Here is an 18,609-nt window from a genome sequence, read left to right as displayed (position 1 = left end):
TGCTGCGCCCCGGCCCCCCACGCCCCAAGCCGCTCCGAAGACTCCACAGCCCACCCCTCCCGCCGTCACCGAGCCGGAAAACACCGCCAGCCTCGCCACGACCTCAGCGAACCGCAACGCCATTCGCCATGGACCCACCGACGATGCCCGAGCCTCCCCGGTCAGTGCGTCGCGCAGATGCGGCTCGCGCGCCGCAACGGGAGTCGGCGTATCCGGCTGACCCGGGCGCTACGCGTGACCGGCTTGGCGCGGCAGCGTGTCCAGGCAGCGTTCTCCGGGGTCAGATCGGCAGCAGGTCGATGTCGCCCTCGGCCCGGATGCTGCGCAACGCGCTGAGAGTCGCCGGATGCTGGTCACCGAGTGTGCGGCGCATCCGCATCAGGGTGTCGCTCTGCAATTGGTCGGCTTCCGGCCCGCGGCCGAGAGCGCGCAGGTCGAGCGCCAGGTTCGTGGTGGCGGCCAGGGCCAGAGGATGATCGATGCCACTGACCCGCTCGAAGCGGTCGACGACCGTGGCGTCGTGCTCGAAGGCGCTCTGCGGTTCGCCTGCGGCGAAGAGGTCGCTGCCCACGTTCATGGCACAGGTCAACGTGGTCGGGTGGTCCGCGCCAAGGCTCGCGGAGAACGCGGCCAGCAGGTCCCGGTTCTGCGCCAGTGCGGTTTGCGGGTCACCGACGAGCCGGCGGATGACGGCTAGCCCGGCCCGGCACACCAGAGTCTGCGGGTGATCCACTCCGAACATCCGGGCGTACCGCTCGGCGGTGGCCGACCCCAGCGACTCGGCAGCCTGGAGATCGCCGGCTATCCGCAACTCGATGGCGAAGGTCGCGGCGGCTGCCATCGTGTCGGGATGCTCCTCGCCGTACCGGCGCAGCTGCAGGTCCAGGATCGTCTCGGCCAATCTGCGGCTCTCGGCAAGGTCCCCAGCCCGCCGCCAGGAGATGGCGAGGTTGCGGCCGACCCGCAGGGTCGCCGGGCAGGAGCCGCCGAACTGTTCGACCTGCCGCTGGTAGAGATCCTCGTGCCACCGCTGGGCGCGGTCGTGGTCACCTGACTCACGCAGGTCGACGATCAAGCCGTCGAGCACCAACATGGTCAGCATGGCGTCATCGCCCAGCTCGACCTGGCAGAGGCGGTAAGTATCCTCCGCAAGGCCCTTGGCGTCCCGGAAGCGGCCGGCCAGCCGGACGCTGGTCGCCAAGCTTCCGGCGGCGGCCAGCGAGATCGGATCCTCGGGCCCGAGTTCCCTACGAGCGATCTCGATCGCGTCGGCGTCCCTGGTCAAAGCGGTGGCGAAGGCGCCTTTCGCCCGCAGATGGGACGCCATCAGCGTCAGCGTCTCCACCCGGTCTTCGTGCGAAGCTTCACGATCCACCATGGTGGCGATCAATTCCGCGGCGGCGCCGACGTCACCGAGCGTCTGGCGGATGGTGGTCAGCAGCCGAGCGATCCGCAGCGTGCGGGGATGGTGAGCACCGTACTGCTCGTGCCATCGGTCGTAGGCCTGCTCCGCCAGCTCGGAGGCCCCCAGGTGATCGCCCCAGTGCCAGAGGAACAAGGCGACGTTCACCACCAGGTCCTGCACGTACGGGTCGTCAGAGGTGGCCGCACCGGAGGCGGCGAAGTGCGGACGGATCTGGAGATAGCGCGCCCACGCCGCCGGTCGCTCCGGCAGGCCGGGATCGTTGGTGGCCAGCAGCCACTGCGCCGCGTTCCGCATCTCGGTCCGCTCGTCATCCGCCATCTGCCCGAGGACGACCGTCTGCACCAGCCGATGCAGCTGGATGGTATTCGCCCGATGGTCCACCCTGACCAGCGCATAGCGCTGCAGGTCACGAATCGCCCGGGCCAGGCCGATCGAGCTGCTCAGCAGTTCGGCGAGTTCCGGCGGCGAGATCGGTGCGCCGGGCGGCACGGCGAACATCTGGCGGGCGATCGGCTCGGGAGCCAGGATCGAGCAGACCCGCAGCAGCGTCATAGCGGCCGGGTTGTCGGCTTGCAGGCGGTCGAACGACATGGTGAAGGCCGCCGCCACCGAGTTCGGGTAGTCCGGGCCCGGTGCGGCGTCCAGCAGTTCCAGGCGCATCTCATCGAGGATCCGCAGGTACTCGTCGGTGGGCATGCCGGTGGCCGCGCGCCAGGCCGCTGCCTGCTCGAGTGCGAGCGGCAGGTCGCCCAGCGCGTCGGCGAGACGATGCGCTTCGTCGTCGGTCAGCTCCGGGACGCGGTCACGCAGCAGCTCAATGCTCTCGTCACGGGTGAAGACGTCGACCTCGATCGCCTGGGCCACCGAGCCCCAGTCCGGACTCCGGCTGGTGATCAGCACGTTGCCGGTGCCGCCGGTGGGCAGGAACGGCCGGACCTGCTGGATCGACTCGGCGTTGTCGAAGACGAGCAGCCAGTTGCGAAAGCCCGTGCGGCCGGTGCTCAACGCCTCCCGCACGGCCGTGACCGCCGCCTGCGCCCCGGCCGCGTCGTCGAGCCCGAGCCGGTGCGCAAGCGAGGTCAAGGATGACACGATCAGGCTCGGCTGCTCCGCCGGTATCCACCAGATCAGGTCGTAGTCCGCTCGGTGCCGATGCACGAACTCGACGGCGATCTGGGATTTCCCCACACCGCCCATGCCGTGCAAGGCCCGGACGAGCACGGCTGAATCCGGCCCGCGCCGCATCTGGGCGGCGAGCTCCGCCAGGACGCCGAGTCGGCCGGCGAACGCGGAGCTGCGGGGTGGGATGCCGCCGAGCAGCGGACCTGACGGAGACTTGTCGGGCTCGGCCCCGGGTACGGCGCCCTTGTCCTGGGCCGAGGAATCCGGCACCGCCGGGCGCTCGCCGGTGAACCGACGGACGACCTGGTCGCACCAGGCCTGCAGGTCCACTCCCAGAGGGCCGCTGACAGCACTGGCGACTCGCGTCATCAGGATCGCCGCGGGTGGGATCTCTCCCCGCCGGATCGGCTGCCCGGCAAGCTCACCGAAGGTGCGCACCAGCTCGCCGGTGGTGCCGTCGAGGGTACGCAACTCGAGCTGCCAGACGGTGGCCGGGGCGGTCGCCTCGACCTGTTCGAGCAGGCGGACGGCACGGTCGCGCTCGCTGTCGGTGAGCAGAACGGCCAGAGTCGCGGACTCGACGACGACGTGGGCCCGGATGGTCCCGATGGCGGCGGGGGCCATCGTGGCCAAGGCGTCCAGCAGGCTCCACACGGCCCGCGGCTCGGACAGGTAGGCACGGGCCAGGGCGGTCACGTGAGCCCGGGCATCCTGGCTCTCGGCCACGGCCGGCGGCTCGGACAGCCACTGGCCGGCCAAGCTCACCAGGCGCCGGCGTTCCTGAACGGTGTTGATGAACGGCAGCGTGAGGATCGCCGCGGCGAGCGACTCGGCCACCGTGAACACAGTCGCCCCGGTGGAAGCCGGCTCCGCCGGCCGACTGTCGCCTGACTCGATGACCGCAAGAGCTGCGGCCGCACGTACTTCGTCGGGGTGTGCTGTCGCCTGGGCGACCCCCCGCAGGAACACCAGGCTGTCCGGATCCCGCTCGCGCAGGGTGCGCGCCGCCACCAGCCGCTGGTCGAGGCTGAACACCGGATCGGTCAGCGAGCGCCGCAGCGCCGCGGATCCGGCCGGGTCACCCCAGACGGCCAGGCTGACCGCGATGCGAAGCCGATCCTCCGGGCGGGCGGAAAGATCATTCAGGTCGCGGTAGAAGACGTGCCGCGACAGGGGGGTGGCAGCCGCTGCCGGCATGAACCCGACCGGTCCCGTGGCGGGCGCCGGCGTCGCATTGACGTCGCCGGACTGCTCGGCGGCCCAGCGCCGAACGTCGTCCGGCAGGGAATGGTCGGTCACGAGCCGGCGCAGGCGGCCACCGCGGTCCCGGACGTCCAGGGCGTCTGCGACGGTCGCTCGGACCCAAGGCGGGTTGGCGCTGTCGTCCACGATGTCGGCCAGGAGGGCGGCGACCTCGTCGTCGGCGCTGAGCGTCGCCAGCACCCGGAGCGCCTCCGGCGCGTTGTCGTCCTCCCGGATCAGTTGGTCGACCAGCGCGGACACCACACGTCGGCGGAGCGGAACGGCGACCCCGATCCCCTCCGCGAGGATGTCCCCGGCCGCGATGAGGTGTTCCCCGAACCCGTCGAGGAGGGCCTCCACCTGCGGGTCGGGCAGTTCGGTGCGGCGGGCGAGCACGAAGATCGCCAATCCACGGCGGTGCGGGCTGAGGATGTCGGTGGTCCACTCGTCGACGTCGAAGTCGAGGGCTCGCGGCCCGGCGGCCAGAAACTCGGCGAAGCTGTGGTGGGTGAACGCGACCTGGCCGGCACCGTTCACGGTGAGCAGGGAGGTGGCGGTCAGGATGTCACGCAGCTTGGCGCGCCACCCCGGCACCATGGTGATCCGGTCCGGACAGTTGTTGGTGACCCAGGCCTCGGCGCGCTGGTCGATCGGATCGGCATGCCGATCCAGATGCCCATCGGCGAGGTGCTCCAGGAGTTCGACGATGTTTTCCTCGACCCACTGCCAGGCACGGTGCCAAGCCGGTCGGGACTTTTCCAGTTCCGATCCGGTGCCCGGTGGTGGTGCAGGACGGCCATAGCGCAGATGGGTGACGAACCACTCGTAGAGCAGGGCGCGCCCCTGCGGCAACGGCTTGTGCGGGTCGCTCTCGAAGGCCAGCGCGGCGATGGTGGCCAGCAGCGGGACTTCGACGAGGCTGCTCAGTCCGGCTGCGTTCACCTCGTCCACGAACCGATCGGCCAACGCGCCCGCCGACTCGCCTCGATCCCGGGCCGCGAACCACTTGACGGCGAACGAGGTCAGGTCGGCGCGGTCGAATCCCTTCAACCCGAACTGCGCGATGCCCTGGGTACGCAGATCGGTCAGATAGCCGAACGGCAGGGGGCGGGTGGTGATCAGAAAACGCAGCGACGGCTCGTCCCGGCCGATCCGGTTGGCGATCTTGTTCAGCACCACCGACCGTTCCCGGCTGTTCAGCACCTCGTCGACGCCGTCGATCATCACGAGCCAGCTACCGCCGGGCACCGGCGGCATGCCGAGCAGGCGACGGATGTCCTGCTGGCAGCCGAGCCCGCGGACCGACTCCGCGATCGCGGCATCGATGCTCTGTTCGACCAGCAGGCTGGCCGGGACGGCGATCGGCACGAACCGGCCGAGTTCGGAGGACTCGACGGCGGTGGTGCGCGCCGGATCGAGCCACCACTGCGCCTGGTCCCGCTGGATCCGCCAGACCAGCGTGGACTTGCCCATCCCGGGACCGGCCACCACCAGCGTGTCACGGTGCTGGGTGAGCATCTGCGGGACGGTGAGCACCGCCTCGCCACCCGGCTGACCGGTCTCCGCCGGTTCGCCTCGCTGGTGGACGTAGATCTTGGACAGTGCGGGGACGTGCCCCTCGAAGAACTGGTACGGGTGCTGCGCGTTGTCCAGCTGGGCGGTGAGCAGCTCATGCGGGGCAGGGTCGAGCTGTAGCGGGCCGGATTCGCCAACCGGCGAGGGCGCGGCGGAGGCACGGCCGACCGAGATCCCGATCCGGCTGGCGTGCCGGGCGACCCACGCGGCCAGATCCCGACCGGTCGCGATCCGGTCGGCAAGGCGCAACGCCGCGGGAACACCGTCGCCGAGACCCGGGCGCGAGACCAGGCGGTCGAACTGGTCGAGCGAACCACCCGCCTGGTGGACCAGTGCCCGGCCGCGGTCCAACTCGGCTCCGGGAAGGAGATCGGCCAGGGTGACCGCCTCGATCAGGCCGCGGACGTGCTCCGTGGCCAGTTGGCCCGGTGCCAGCAGTTCGAGCTCGCTGAGCAACGCGGGCAGCGCCCGGGGCAGATCCAGCAGCGCCCGGACGATCGCCACGACGTGCTGCTGCCCCTCAGCGCTCTCCGGGACGTCCGGGAAACCCGGACAGGCGCGGCGGATCGCATGAATCAGGTCGACCCGGTCACGGACCGAACGGAAGGCGGGCACCTCGAGCAGTCCCTCGACCAAGGCAGCGCGCCATGCTTCGGCTGGATCGCGGCTCTCCGGATCCCGCATGGACGTCGCCTCCGCCTCACCGGATCCATGGTGCACGTCTGAGCGCCCGTGCCGCGATCCAGCATACGTAAAGACCACCCGGTGGTGAGTAGACTGTGCGGCGATGAGCGGGGTGCGGTGCATCCCCCTCGCCCGATCTCGCGGGGAGGATCAATGGTCCGGAACACCGGCCCCCTCGATCCCTTCGCGGAGTTCCGCGCCAGCCTGATCGCGGCACTGGTCGAGATACCGTTCATGGGCTCGCTGGCCGATCGGCGGCTTCTGTTGCAACTCGTCCGGCGCGGCACCCGCGATCTCCCCGACATAGCGGAAAACCAGGACCCACGGCTACACGTCGTAACGATCTTACTGACCTGCATGGAGCGCCCGGAGCGTCTGTGGGCATTGCGTGCCGCCTTGCTCACGATGGCGCCGGAGGCGCCGGGCACCAAGCGAGTGAACCGCTTGATCGAGTCAGCCAGCCTGGCACAACTCCTGCCCACGAGCCGGCTGGCGCGCGCCCGCGACGCGCTCGCCTCGGCGACGCTCGAGATCGACGCTGACTCCTGGCGGCCCGGGTTCATACAGTCGCATCCCGCCATCGATCTGCCTGATCTCGGACTGGTCGCCGCGTTCGATCATCTGACACTGCTCACCGGAAAGGAGGATGCGCGCCCGCCGGCGTTGCTGCTCATCGATCACGTGACAGCCCTCGTGCAGGGAGTACGGGCCGAAGAACTTCGCGTCTGGTCCGACGAGACGAGCGACCTGCTCGGACTACCTGCCGGACAGCGGCCGACGGATGAGCGGACTCGTGAGGATGACGAAGTGGCGGAAACCGTGAACCCAGATCTGCGGGAAGCACCCGACCCCATCAGCGCCTCGTCCCCGGATTCCTCGGCGGACGGCGACATCGCTGACGTGATGCCTCCGGTCGGTCTCTCCGAGCCGCTGCGGCGGCTACCGCAGGTGTGGGGTGACGTGCCGCCGCGGAACCCGAACTTCACCGGCCGCGAAGATCTTCTGGACCTCCTGCACCGCCAGCTGATGAGTGTGCGCGAGGCCGCCGTCCTGCCTCAGGCGGTCCATGGCATGGGTGGGGTGGGAAAGACCCAGGTCGCCATCGAGTACGTGCACCGGCACAGCAGCGAATACGACCTGATCTGGTGGATCCCCGCCGAACAACACAGCCAATTGCTCTCCTCGCTGACCGGGCTGGCGCAGCGCCTGCGCCTCGACGTCAGTCCGGAAGCCAGCAGCGCCGTGCCCGCGGTCCGGGAAGCGTTGAGCACCGGCCAGACCGGGCATGCCGCCTGGCTGCTGGTCTTCGACAACGCGGAGTCCCTGCAGAACGTCCGCCAGTTCTTCCCCACCGGCGGCGCCGGCAAGATCTTGGTCACCTCCCGGAACCCGGAGTGGGCCTGGCACGCCCGCGCCCTGGAGGTCGACGTGTTCACCCGCCAGGAGAGCATCCAGTTCCTGGTCAACCGGGTGCCGGGGCTCACTGAGCAGGACGCCGACCGGCTTGCCTACGCCCTGGGCGACCTGCCGCTCGCGGTGGAGCAGGCCGCTGCCTGGCAGGCCGCCACCGGGATGCCGGTCGAGGAGTACCTGCGGCTGCTCGACGACAAACGGATCGAGCTGCTCGAGGACGCCGCCTCACCGGATTACCCGGTCTCGGTCGCGGCCGCGTGGAATGTCTCGCTCGACGCACTGGAGCGGGTGAATCCGGCGGCGTTCCAGTTACTCCAGGTCTGCTCGTTCCTGTCCGCCGAGCCGATCCCCCGGGAGTTCTTCGCCGGGCCACCGGCCTCCCCGATCGCCGATCCTCTCGACGACACACTCCGGGATTCGTTCAAGTTGAGCCGGGCGCTGCGCGACATCCAGCGGTACGCGCTCGCCAAGCTGAACCACCGGAACAACACGCTGCAGATCCATCGTCTGGTGCAGGCCGTGCTGATCAGCCGGATGGACGAGAAGCAGCGTGCCCTGATGCGGGCCGGCGCGCAGACGCTGCTCGCCGGTGCGAACCCGCACACTCCGGCCCGCCGTAGCCGGTGGGACCGCTACCAGGCCCTCGTGCCGCATGTGACCACGGCAGGCGCGGTCGAGTCCCAGGATCCCAACGTCCAGCTGCTCGTGCACGAGACGACCGAGTTCCTGTACCACTGGGGTGACCACCGAGGCTGCCACGAGTTCGCCGAGCAGGCGTACCTGATCTGGCGAGACTCGCTCGGCGAGAGCGACCCGCAGACGTTGCGGATGATGAAATTCCTGGGCCTGGTCTGCTTCGCGCTCGGTCGCTACGAGCAGGCCGGCACCCTGGTCGAGGGTGCCCTCCGGCTGTGTTCGGCAGCCTGGGGAGACGAGGACGAGGGCACCCTCGACGCGATGTTGCTGATGGCGGTCTCGCACCGCACCCGTGGCGAGTTCGCCAGCGCCAAAGGCGTCAACGAACGGGTGCTGGAGATCTGTCGTCGCACCCTGGGAGAGCAGGATCCGGTGACGCTGCGCGCCGCCGCCCACCTCGGGTCGAGTCTCCGGCTGACCGGCGAGTTCGCCGCGGCCGCCGACCTCGACCGGGCGACCTATCAGCAGCAGAGCGAGGTGCTCGGCGGCGACGACCCGGACACCCTGCTGACGCTGAGCCACTACGCGACCGACATCCGGGAGGCGGGCGACTTCCTCCAGGCCCGGGCGCAGCAGGAGGAGGTGCTCGAACGGACCCTCGCGGCATACGGTCCGCGCCATCCGCCGGCGATGCGGGCCAGCCGCAACCTCGCCGTGGCGCGGCGCAAGGCCGGCGATCACGACGGCGCGCTGCGACTGGCCACCGAGACGGCGGAGCGCTTCCGCACACAGTACGGCGAGAGTCACCCCGACACCATGGCAGCCACCCTGACCCTGGCCGTCGACCTGCGGCACGCCGGCCGGCTGGACGAGTCGTTCAAGCTGGGCCAGGCGACCCTGGACCGCTACCGAGCCATCCTGGGGCCCGATCACCCGCACACCCTGGCCGCCGAGGTCAACTTGGCCGTGGTCAAGCGGTTGCGAGGCGATGTCGAAGCGGCGAACCGGGCTGACTCCCAGGTGATCGAGTTGCTGCGGGACAAGCTCGGCCCGGACCATCCGACCACCCTCTGCTGCGCCACCAATCTGGCCAGTGACCGGTTCTCCCTGGGTCTCGGGCAGGAGGCGTTCGAACTCGACACCGACACGCTGGCCAGGTCGGAGCGTGTGCTTGGCGTTGAGCATCCGGCCACCCTGGCGGTCGGAGTCAACCTCGCGCTGGACTTACGCCTGCTGGACCGGATCCAGGAGGGTGACCGGATCCTCGCTGACACGCTGCAGCGTCTCCGGACGGTCCTGGGCGACCGCCATCCGGCAACGTTGAACGCTCTGCAAAGTTTGCGCGCCGACTGCGATCTCGACCCGATGCCCCTGTAGGCGGCCGTCAGGCGAGCGGGACCGCCAGCCACACGGCGATGACCATGCCAGTGAGACATGACGAAGTCACCTCGCCACGAGGCGACGATCCACAACGGAATGTATCCCCCTGCTCACCCCACCGCTGGGCATGGCCGGCGGCGTACTGAAGATGATTTTGTTTTGGCGGAATGGTTAGGATGCGGCATGGCCGTCATCGGGACTGTTCGTGAATGGAACGAGGATGAGGGCTGGGGTGTCCTCGATTCCCCGCAGACGCCGGGCGGGTGCTGGGCGCATTTCTCGCACGCCGCGGTCGCCGGTTACGCCGCTTTCACCGCCGGCCAGGCCGTGCTGCTCGAATGGGAGGAGCCCGGCCAGGACGGCTGGCCGTACCGAGCCGTCCGCTTCTGGCCGCACGGCGAGCAGCCGGTCGACCGCTACGCCGACACCGCGGGCGGAACCGGCGGCGCCTACCACAGCACCCTCACGCTGACCTTCGACGAGCCGGACCCCGACCGTCGGTCCTGAGCCACCTTCATGTGACAAGGTTCAGAGCAGCAGCAGATCGACATCACCTTCGGCCCGCAGAGAACGGAGGGCGTTGAGCGTGGCCGGATGCGTCTCCCCGAGGATCCGGCGCATTCGGGACAGGGTGTCGCTTTGTAGCCGGTCGGCCTCCTGCCCCCGTCCGAGCGCGCGCAGGTCGAGCGCCAGGTTGATGCTGGCGGCCAGAACAGCAGGATGATCGACGCCGACCGCGCGCGCCACGGCCGCTCGCGGCGCCGAGCGGCAACGATGCCGGCCTGTCCGGAGAGTCAGGCGGCTCCTGGGCCGAGGCCCCCGGGGAGCAGCAGGACGCGGCCGGTGTGGGAGCGGCTCTCGATGAGTTGGTGGGCGGTCGCGGCCTCGGTCAGTGGCAGGCCGGCGTGGACGGTGGCGCGCAACCGGCCCGCCGCGAACAGGTCGGTGAGCTCGTCCATCTCGCGGCGTGCCTCGTCCGGGTTCGCCCGGCGCCAGGCGGTCAGGTTGAAGCCGGTGACCGAGCGCAGCGCGAAGAGCGAGACGACCGGGACGTGTTCCAGCTTCCCGGTCGCGGCGCCGTAGACGACGGCCCGGCCGAACGGCGCGAGAAGGTCCAGACTGGCCTGCAGGACAGGGCCGCCGACCGCGTCGAGGACGACGTCGACACCGCCCGGGGCGGCGGCACGGACCCGGTCGGGCCAGTCCGGTTCGCTGTAGTCGATGGCCACGTCGGCACCGACGGAGCGGACGAAGTCGAGCCGGCGCGCTGATCGGGCGGTGCCGATGACGGTGCCCGCGCCGAGCAGTTTGGCGAGCTGGACGGCCAGGTGACCGACCCCGCCGGCAGCGGCATGGATCAGCACGGTGTCGCCGGGCCTGAGCGGCGCGGACCGGAGGACCCGCAGGGCCACCGGGGCGCTCATCGCGAGCATGCTGGCGTCCCCGGCGCCGAGGTTCTCCGGGACCGGGGCCAGCCACTGGGCTTCGGCGACGGCATAGTCCGCGTACGCGTCCTCGGCCAGCGCGGCGACCCGCCGGCCGATCAGCCGCGCGTCGCCCCCGGGACCCACCCGGGTGATCGTGCCGACGACGTCACCGGTCGGGCGGCCGGGCAGCGGACGCTCGAAGATGCTGCCGCTGCCCGGCCCGCGACGGAACCGGGTGTCGACGAAGTTGACGCCGACCGCCTCGACCCGCAGCAGAACCTGCCCGGCTTGCGGGGCCGGCGGGTCGACATCCTCGACGGTCAGCACTTCCGGCCCGCCGTACTGGTAGTACCGGACGCGTCGCACGGCCACCCCTCCCCTAAACTGGACCGGCAGTCAACTTCGGTTCAGGACGCTACTGGACCGACGGTCCACTTGTCGAGGTGCGTGCGATGACCGAGCCCGAACGACTCCGCGCCGACGCGGCCCGCAACCGTGCGGCCATCCTGCGCGCCACCGAGGAGCTGCTGGCCCGGCACCACCCGCAGCAGATCTCCATGGAACAGGTGGCGGCGGCGGCCGGCGTCGGCAAAGGCACCGTCTTCCACCGCTTCGGCAGCCGGCACGGGCTGATGCGCGCGCTCATCCAGGAACGCGCGCAGGACCTGGAGGTCGCGATCAGCACCGGCCCGCCGCCACTGGGCGTGGGCGCCCCGCCGCGCGAACGGTTGCTGGCCTTCCTCACCGCCGCGGTCGACCTGGTCGCCCGCAACAAGGGCCTGCTCGCCGCCCTCGGCCCCGAGGCGCCGGTCACCGCCGCACCGGACCGGCAACCACGGGAGGCGCACCCGGTCTACCGGCGCTGGCACGGCCACCTCAGCGACCTCGTCCAGCAGCAGCGGCCGGACCTGGACACCGACATGCTCGCCCACGTCCTGCTCGCCACCCTGCACAGCGAGCCGATCCTGAACGCCTTGGAACGCGGCGACGGCAGCCGCCTCGACCACACCCTGCGCGACGTGGTGACCGCACTCATGCCCGACGAGGACATGCGGACTGGGCGGTTCTGACATGCCCTCCTCCACGAAGGCCGCCCGGCGCCAGGTCACCGTCGCGTTCACCCCCGACTTCCGTGGCGATCCGGACAACGCCGAGAAGGCACTGATCGACCAGATCATCTGCGCGTGACCTACGCTGCGCGTCAAGCCACTTCCGGCACATCCACCGGCTCGGCATAATGCGTTGATGGAGATCCGGCTACTGCGATCCGAAGACAGCACTGCCGTCAGTGAAATTATTCGGCGGTGCCTGCGCGAAATTAATAGTCGTGATTATCCGGAGGAGATTATTGGACGCATGTGTGAATATTTCTCCCCTGAGCGGATAATGCAGCTCGCCGAGGCGAGGCAAATGTTCGTCGCCGTGGACGACGGGACCGTAGTGGGCACCGTCTCCCGGGACGGCAACAAGGTATTCACCATGTTCGTCCAGCCTCAAGGGATCAGCCGCGGCGTGGGACGACGCCTCATGGGGCACATCGAGACGCTGGCCGCGAACGAGGGATACGAGTACATGGAGACCGGCGCCAGCATAACCGCGCACGGTTTCTATCAACGACTGGGTTACCTCGATGTGCGCACCAGCGAAACCGAATTCGGATTCAACTACATTCTGCGAAAAACGTTGCGCTCTCGCCCCACCGTGTCGTAGCGCCGAATGCAGGCGTACCGAAAGGTGCTGGCTTCCTTTGCCGCTGCGTACTCCATTCGGCTACTTCAGTCGACATGATGATGCGACTTCGGCGGGCGACCGAGCGAACCGCTGGGCAACGTTTTCACAGTCGAGGGTGTGGTGCGGCCGGCTGTTGAGTTCGGCGCCTACGGCGATCAGGTGCTCGGCCGCATCCGACTGGGTGGTGGCCGATCTGAAGGCCTGCGGGCGGAGCAGGGCGCCGTGGTGGAACGGCGGCCTGCTCCGTGACGGCCGGCGAGTGGAGGCTCAGGCGAGCGGCAGGTCCAGCCAGGAGCCGCTGGTGAAGGTGATGGTGGAGTTCTTCGCGTTGGCGTCCAGGTAGAGCGGGTCCTTCGTGTCGACCACCAAGGCCACGCGGTGGCCGGGCGGGACGTCGTAGGCGGTGACCTGCAGGGGCAGGTCCACCGTCGTCCGGGTGCCGGACCAGGTGACCGGGGCGTGCGAGAAGAGTTTGCCGATGCCCAGCGCGTTCACGTCGTACAGATAAGCGATGACCGTGCCCAGGGGACGCGACGAGGTCAGGGGCGCGTGCAGCTGGGGCACTCCGCGGACCTTCCAGCCGGCGGCCGGGGCGGCGCCGGACAGCCAGACGCCGGCGTTGCGGCGGGAGACCGCGGGCAGGGCCACGATCGGCGGGATGCCGGTGAGGCCTTCGAGGCCGTTGCTCAGCAGAGCCACGCCGCCACCGGCGATGGTGTCGGTGCCGGCCTGGATCTGCCGGGTCCACGCGGGCTGCGAATGCGGGCTGAGGTCGCCGGTGGCGATCAGGCCGTGCGGGGCGCCGAGCTGGAGGCGGTCGCGGTGGCCGGTGACGTGCGGCCAGTCCGGGAAGTGCTCGACGGCCGAGGAGCCGTGCGGGCGCAGCACCACGCCGGGCTCGTCGCCGATGCCGGTGTCGACGCCGGCCAGGTACTGGTCGAGCCAGCGGCGGACACTGGTCCAGACGTGGTTCGGGATGCCGGCCAGGCCGGAGATCTCCACCGTGGCGTGGTCACCGGGGGCCAGTTCGAGGCGTTTCGGGGTGTCCAGCGCGGTGTAGAGGTCGAGCATCTGGTTGGCCGGGAAGATGCTGTCGCCGAAGCTGTGCGCGATCAGCACCGCCGGGTGGCTGCGGTTGAGCGCGTCGACCGCGTAGCGCGCCGACCGTTCGCGGGCCCACCGCTCGCGGCCCTCGGCGTCCCGGTTGGCCCAGTAGTCGTCGAGGATCTGGTTCATCTGCGGCGACGGGCGGCCGACCAGCCGGGCCGCGGTCTGCAGGAACCAGGCGGCCTGCGGCCGGCGGGTGTCGCCGCCGGTCATCGAGGCGCCCAGGTCGGCCCAGCCGCTGAGCGAGCCGACCGCACGCAGCCGGGGGTCGTGCGCGGCGGCGAGCAGGCTGATCCCGCCGCCGTAGGACATCCCGACGATGCCGATCCGCTGCGGGTCGACGCCGGTGTGCTCGATCATCCAGTCGACCGCGCTCGACGCGTCCGCGACGTCCTTCGGCCCGGCCACCTCGATGGTGCCGCCGGAGAGCCAGAAGCCGCGGGCCGTGTAGGACAGCACCACGTAGCCCGCCTCGGCCAGCTGTTTCGCCTGGGCCAGGTATTGGAAGTCGTTGAGCGCCCAGCTCGCCACCAGCACCACCCCGGGGTAGGCACCCGGGGTGGTCGGTTCGATCACGTTGGACTTCAGCGTCACGCCGTCAGCGGCGGTGATGTCGTTCCAGTGGAAGCCGGTGGTGGGCGCCGCCGCCGAGACCGGGGCGGCGCCCACCACGAGTGAGATCAGCAACAACGACAGGACGGCCGCGAGACGGCGCATAGACGAACCCCGTTCCCTCAAGTTACCGGAGGGTAGTAGGTTGAATGCCGTCATTTCGTGCTGGCTACAAATGCGTTAAAAGTACGCAAATGGTGAACAACTACGCGGCCGGCTGCCTCAGATCGCTTCGATGATGACCGCGGAGCCCTGCCCGCCGCCCCCGCAGATTCCGGCCGCGCCGAGCCGACCGGCGCCCGGCTCGTGCAGCTGCCGGGCCAGGGTGCCGACGATCCGCGCCCCCGACGCGCCGATCGGATGACCGAGAGCGATCGCCCCACCGTGCACGTTCACGATGCCCGGATCGACGCCGAGCGCCTCGGCCGACGCGACCGCCACCGCGGCGAACGCCTCATTCACCTCGATCCGGCCCAGCGCCGACGGCTCGGCGCCGATCCGGGACAGGGCGGCCCGGATCGCGTTCGACGGCTGCTGGTGCAGGCGCACGTCCGGCCCCGCGACCAGCGCCGACGCCAGCACCCGGGCCAGCGGCGTGACGCCGTGCGCGGCCGCCGCGGCCTCGCTCATCAGCACCAGCGCGGCCGCGCCGTCGGTGAGCTGCGAGGCGTTCCCCGCGGTGATCGTGCCGTCCGAGGCGAACGCCGGCCGCAGCTTGGCGAGCGTCTCCACCGTCGTGTCCGCCCGGACCCCGTCATCGGAATCAAGGACCTGGTTGCGTACGGAGAAGGGCTCGATCTCGCCGGCCAGGAACTCCCGGGACGCCGCCGCCCGCTGGTGGGACGCGGCGGCCCAGGCGTCCTGGCCGGCCCGGTCCAGTTTCAGATCGGTGTTGCCGGCCTCGGTGGACGCGCCCATCGAGCGCTGCTCGAACGCGTCGGTCAGCCCGTCGTGCTCCAGCGTGTCGAGCAGCTCGATCGCGCCGTAGCGGGCCCCGGCCCGGGCCCGGCTGGCGTGCGGGGCGAGCGACATGGACTCCATGCCGATCGCCACCACGATCTCCGCGCGACCGGATTCGATCAGGTCGACGGCGGCCACGACGGCTTCCAGGCCGGACAGGCAGACCGCGTTGATCGTGGTGGCCGGCGCGGACAGCGGGATGCCCGCGGCGACCGCGGCCTGCCGGGCCGGGTTCTGCCCGGCCAGGCCCTGCAGCACCTGACCGGCGAAGACCCGCTGCACCGCGTCGGCCGGCACCCCGGCGCGGGCCAGAGCGGCCTTGGTCGCGTGCGCGCCCAGCTCGACCGCGGAGATCTTGGCGAACGCGCCGGTGTAGCGCAGGAACGGGGTCCGGGCGTAGCCGGCGATGACCGCGCTCATGCCAGGTCCACCGTGAAGCCGGCGCCGGTCAGTTCGAGCAGCCCCTCGACGGTCTGGTCATCGGCGAGCCGGCGCAGCACCAGGCCGTCCTCGGTGACGTCGAAGACCGCCCGGTCCGAGATGATCCGATCGACGACGCCGGCGCCGGTCAGCGGCAGCGTGCACCGGTCGACGATCTTCGGGGAGCCGTCCTTGGCGACGTGCTCGGTCACCACGATGACCCGCGGCGTGCCGGCCACCAGGTCCATCGCGCCGCCCATGCCCTTGACCAGCTTGCCGGGGATGGTCCAGTTGGCCAGGTCCCCGTTCGCCGCGACCTGCAGCGCGCCGAGGATCGCGGTCTGCACGTGGCCGCCGCGGATCATGCCGAACGAGGTGGCCGAGTCGAACACCGACGCGCCCGGCAGCAGGGTGACGGTCTGCTTGCCCGCGTTGATCAGGTCGGCGTCCTCGTCGCCCTCGTACGGGAACGGGCCCATCCCGAGGATGCCGTTCTCGCTCTGCAGGGTCACCCGCACGCCCTCGGGAAGGTGGTTGGCCACCAGGGTGGGGATGCCGATGCCGAGGTTGACGTACTGGCCGTCGGTCAGCTCGGAGGCGGCGATCGCCGCCATGTCGTCACGCGTCCACACGGGGCCGCACCGTCCTCTGCTCGATGTCCTTCTCCGGGGTCTCGCACCGGACCAGCTGGTTCACGAAGATGCCGGGCGTGTGGATGTCGTCCGGCGCGATGAAGCCGTCCTCGATCACCTCGGCCTCGGCGATGGTGATCCGGCCCGCCGTCGCCACGAGCGGGTTGAAGTTGCGGGCGGTCAGCCGGTAACGCAGGTTGCCCTCGAGGTCGGCACGGTGGGCGCGGACCAGAGCCAGGTCGGCGACGATGCCGCGCTCCAAGATCGTACGCAAGCCGTTGAAGGTCATCTCGGGTTTGCCGTCGGCGATCGGCGTGCCCGCACCCGTCGGGGTGTAGAAGGCCGGGATGCCGGCGCCGCCGGCGCGCAGGCGCTCGGCCAGGGTGCCCTGCGGGACGAACTCGACGTCGAGCTCACCCTCCAGATACTGCTGGGCGAAGAGTTTGTTCTCGCCGACATAGGAGGCGAGGACCTTGCTGACCTGCTGGTTCTCCAGCAGCAGGCCGAGGCCCTTGCCGTCGACGCCCATGTTGTTGCTGACGATGGTGAGGTTCTTGACACCGGTGTCGCGCAGGGCGGTGATCAGCGTGGTGGGGATGCCGGAGAGGCCGAAGCCTCCGACGGCCACGGTCATGCCGTCCCGGGCGACGGCGGCGACGGCTCGCGCCGCGCTGTCGACGAGTTTGCTCATGGCGCGGGACGGTAGGCACATCGACGTTTCTGACCCCCGGATTGATCACCTGGCGGCCGTGACCGGCGTCACGTGCCCATAATGTGAGCATGCAGGGGTCACAGTTGGTCGCGCGGATGGCAGCGGTGCTCCGCCGGGTCGGGTCGGGAGCGGCCGACGGGGTGACGACGGTGGAAGTGGCGGCGGCCACCGGGCTGCCCCGGTCCACCGCGCAGCGCGTCCTCGCCGCGCTCGCCGAGGAGGGTTTCGTCGACCGGGACGCGCGGCGGGGCCGGTGGTATCTCGGGCCGGAACTGTTCCTGCTCGGGTCGGTGGCGGCGGAACGCTACGACGTGACGTCGACGGCCCGGGAGATCCTGCGGTCGCTGGCGGTGACCACCGGGGAGAGTGCGTTCTTCTCGGCCCGGCGCGGCGACGAGACGGTGTGCCTGGCCGGCGAGGAGGGCAGCTTCCCGCTGCGGTCGCACGTGCTGCACGAAGGGATCCGGTTCCCGCTCGGGGTGGCCTCGGCGGGCCTGGCGATCCTGGCGTTGCTGCCGCTCGAGGATGCCGAGGCTTATGTACGGTCGCGGGGTCAGGAGCTGGCGGCGGTCTACGGGGCGCAGCACGAGGTCGGGCCGTTGTCGCGGCGGGTGGCGGCCACGCGGCGGCGGGGGTACGCGGTGAACCCGGGTCTGATCGTGCCGGGCAGTTGGGGGGTCGGCGCTGTCGTGTTCGACCGGACCGGGTCGCCGGCCTGGGCGCTGAGCCTGACCGGGGTGGAGTCCCGCTTCAACGGGGAGCGCACCGGGCAGCTGGGGGCGCTGCTGCTGGAGGCCGCGCACACGCTGACCCAGCGGATCGCCCGGCGCGGCTGAGCCGGCTTCAGAAGTCGATCGCGGTGAGCCAGTCGCCGCCGCGCAGCGGGCGGTAGCCGAGCCGCCCGGCGAGCGCCTGGACCACGGCCGGCATGTGCGCGGCGCCGTAGACCACCGCCACCTCGCCCGGCTCGTCGCGGTGCTCGGCGTGGATCCGCTCCAGCTCGGCGACCAGCAGCTTGTCCCGGTCGTCGAGGAACATCCGGTTGAGCCAGCCGATCCGGGCCAACCGGAGATCACTGTCGTCGCTGACCTCGAAATTGCGGCGCAGCAGCCAGTTCCGGCCGCCGACCGCCATGGTCACGGTCAGGTAGGGAACCAGGAACGCCAGGTCGGCCCAGCCCGACACCGGCAGGCGGTCACGCCGTCCCGGACTCGGGTGGCCGTCCGGCCAGACCGTCGGGACACCCAGCGACCGATAGTCGATGTCCTGGTGGACCAGGTCGCGGGCCTGCGGTTGCAGCGTCAGCCGCATGGCGGTGACGTAGGCGAGCCCGGTCGAGCTCGGGCCGTCGTAGGTCTCGGCGACGATCAGCCGGCACTGCACCAGCCTCCGGGCGATCTGCCGGTAGTAGTCCGGCCGCCCGATATGAACAGTCGGGACGAGCACGAATCGCAACGGTTGTGCCCGACGCGCGAACGTGATGACGGAAGATCGGACGCCGAACATGCTGACCTCGGTCAACTGCATGAG

Annotated in this window: 13 protein-coding genes; 5 read left to right on the top strand and 8 right to left on the bottom strand. The window is 70.4% G+C overall.

Translation table 11 applies throughout. The annotated features are described in order from the left end of the window. Positions 1-280: 280 nt before the first annotated feature. Entirely contained in the window at positions 281-6,049 is a 5,769-nt protein-coding gene (gene fxsT / locus BJY16_RS27235; protein WP_260418311.1) for an FxSxx-COOH system tetratricopeptide repeat protein, read from the bottom strand. Positions 6,050-6,202: 153 nt separating this feature from the next. Between fxsT (BJY16_RS27235) and fxsT (BJY16_RS27230) the strand changes: the two genes are divergently transcribed. Together fxsT (BJY16_RS27230) and BJY16_RS27225 are read left to right on the top strand one after the other, a co-directional pair. Continuing rightward, positions 6,203-9,475: an FxSxx-COOH system tetratricopeptide repeat protein gene (gene fxsT, locus BJY16_RS27230; protein ID WP_185042406.1), complete on the top strand. Its 3,273-nt coding sequence runs from the start codon at positions 6,203-6,205 to the stop codon at positions 9,473-9,475. Between the two features lie 186 nt (positions 9,476-9,661). Further along, positions 9,662-9,985 (top strand): cold shock domain-containing protein, encoded by a 324-nt coding sequence (locus BJY16_RS27225; protein ID WP_185042405.1) that lies wholly within the window; start codon positions 9,662-9,664, stop codon positions 9,983-9,985. 21 nt (positions 9,986-10,006) lie between these two features. On the opposite strand, the gene BJY16_RS27220 is transcribed toward BJY16_RS27225, so the two are convergent. Both BJY16_RS27220 and BJY16_RS27215 read right to left on the bottom strand, forming a co-directional pair. Next, positions 10,007-10,225 (bottom strand): tetratricopeptide repeat protein, encoded by a 219-nt coding sequence (locus BJY16_RS27220; protein ID WP_185042404.1) that lies wholly within the window; start codon positions 10,223-10,225, stop codon positions 10,007-10,009. Positions 10,226-10,272: 47 nt separating this feature from the next. Further along, on the bottom strand, positions 10,273-11,271 hold the full coding sequence (locus BJY16_RS27215) for a quinone oxidoreductase family protein (protein WP_185042403.1): 999 nt from the start codon (positions 11,269-11,271) through the stop codon (positions 10,273-10,275). Between the two features lie 86 nt (positions 11,272-11,357). Here BJY16_RS27215 and BJY16_RS27210 point away from each other — a divergent pair, with 86 nt between their 5' ends. Together BJY16_RS27210 and BJY16_RS27205 are read left to right on the top strand one after the other, a co-directional pair. Continuing rightward, positions 11,358-11,975, top strand: a complete 618-nt coding sequence (locus BJY16_RS27210) for a TetR/AcrR family transcriptional regulator (protein ID WP_185042402.1) — start codon at positions 11,358-11,360, stop codon at positions 11,973-11,975. Positions 11,976-12,150: 175 nt separating this feature from the next. After that, complete coding sequence (locus BJY16_RS27205) at positions 12,151-12,615, top strand: GNAT family N-acetyltransferase (RefSeq protein WP_185042401.1); 465 nt, start codon at positions 12,151-12,153, stop codon at positions 12,613-12,615. Positions 12,616-12,903: 288 nt separating this feature from the next. Here the strand turns inward: BJY16_RS27205 and BJY16_RS27200 are convergent, their stop codons facing one another. The 4 genes from BJY16_RS27200 to BJY16_RS27185 form a co-directional block, all read right to left on the bottom strand. Beyond that, positions 12,904-14,460, bottom strand: a complete 1,557-nt coding sequence (locus BJY16_RS27200) for a S15 peptidase family protein (RefSeq protein ID WP_185042400.1) — start codon at positions 14,458-14,460, stop codon at positions 12,904-12,906. A gap of 117 nt (positions 14,461-14,577) precedes the next feature. Further along, complete coding sequence (locus tag BJY16_RS27195; protein WP_185042399.1) at positions 14,578-15,735, bottom strand: acetyl-CoA C-acyltransferase; 1,158 nt, start codon at positions 15,733-15,735, stop codon at positions 14,578-14,580. Further along, positions 15,732-16,367 (bottom strand): CoA transferase subunit B, encoded by a 636-nt coding sequence (locus BJY16_RS27190; protein WP_239177711.1) that lies wholly within the window; start codon positions 16,365-16,367, stop codon positions 15,732-15,734. The genes BJY16_RS27195 and BJY16_RS27190 overlap by 4 nt, the downstream gene beginning before the upstream one ends. Beyond that, the gene (locus BJY16_RS27185; RefSeq protein ID WP_185042398.1) at positions 16,354-17,058 is read right to left on the bottom strand and encodes a CoA transferase subunit A; all 705 of its coding nucleotides are present in this window, start codon (positions 17,056-17,058) and stop codon (positions 16,354-16,356) included. Before BJY16_RS27185 ends, BJY16_RS27190 begins: the two co-directional genes overlap by 14 nt. Positions 17,059-17,147: 89 nt before the next feature. On the opposite strand from BJY16_RS27185, the gene BJY16_RS27180 reads away from it, so the two are divergent. Then, a complete protein-coding gene (locus BJY16_RS27180) occupies positions 17,148-17,915 on the top strand; it encodes an IclR family transcriptional regulator (protein ID WP_185042397.1) in 768 nt (255 codons plus the stop codon). A 7-nt stretch (positions 17,916-17,922) separates the two neighbouring features. Here the strand turns inward: BJY16_RS27180 and BJY16_RS27175 are convergent, their stop codons facing one another. After that, complete coding sequence (locus tag BJY16_RS27175; protein WP_185042396.1) at positions 17,923-18,606, bottom strand: hypothetical protein; 684 nt, start codon at positions 18,604-18,606, stop codon at positions 17,923-17,925. Between the last annotated feature and the right edge of the window lie 3 nt (positions 18,607-18,609).

Origin of the sequence: Actinoplanes octamycinicus (assembly GCF_014205225.1) — a bacterium.
Taxonomy (GTDB): Bacteria; Actinomycetota; Actinomycetes; order Mycobacteriales; family Micromonosporaceae; genus Actinoplanes; species Actinoplanes octamycinicus.
Note: the sequence above shows the minus strand (reverse complement) of the source record. Positions and strands in the feature narration are given on the sequence as shown.

Excerpts from the sequence above, each read along its gene's own strand:
- fxsT (WP_260418311.1), bottom strand. The coding sequence starts at position 6,049 with ATGCGGGATCCGGAGAGCCGCGATCCAGCCGAAGCATGGCGCGCTGCC.
- fxsT (WP_185042406.1), top strand. The coding sequence starts at position 6,203 with ATGGTCCGGAACACCGGCCCCCTCGATCCCTTCGCGGAGTTCCGCGCC.
- BJY16_RS27225 (WP_185042405.1), top strand. The coding sequence starts at position 9,662 with ATGGCCGTCATCGGGACTGTTCGTGAATGGAACGAGGATGAGGGCTGG.
- BJY16_RS27210 (WP_185042402.1), top strand. The coding sequence starts at position 11,358 with ATGACCGAGCCCGAACGACTCCGCGCCGACGCGGCCCGCAACCGTGCG.
- BJY16_RS27205 (WP_185042401.1), top strand. The coding sequence starts at position 12,151 with ATGGAGATCCGGCTACTGCGATCCGAAGACAGCACTGCCGTCAGTGAA.
- BJY16_RS27200 (WP_185042400.1), bottom strand. The coding sequence starts at position 14,460 with ATGCGCCGTCTCGCGGCCGTCCTGTCGTTGTTGCTGATCTCACTCGTG.
- BJY16_RS27195 (WP_185042399.1), bottom strand. The coding sequence starts at position 15,735 with ATGAGCGCGGTCATCGCCGGCTACGCCCGGACCCCGTTCCTGCGCTAC.
- BJY16_RS27185 (WP_185042398.1), bottom strand. The coding sequence starts at position 17,058 with ATGAGCAAACTCGTCGACAGCGCGGCGCGAGCCGTCGCCGCCGTCGCC.
- BJY16_RS27180 (WP_185042397.1), top strand. The coding sequence starts at position 17,148 with ATGCAGGGGTCACAGTTGGTCGCGCGGATGGCAGCGGTGCTCCGCCGG.
- BJY16_RS27175 (WP_185042396.1), bottom strand. The coding sequence starts at position 18,606 with ATGCAGTTGACCGAGGTCAGCATGTTCGGCGTCCGATCTTCCGTCATC.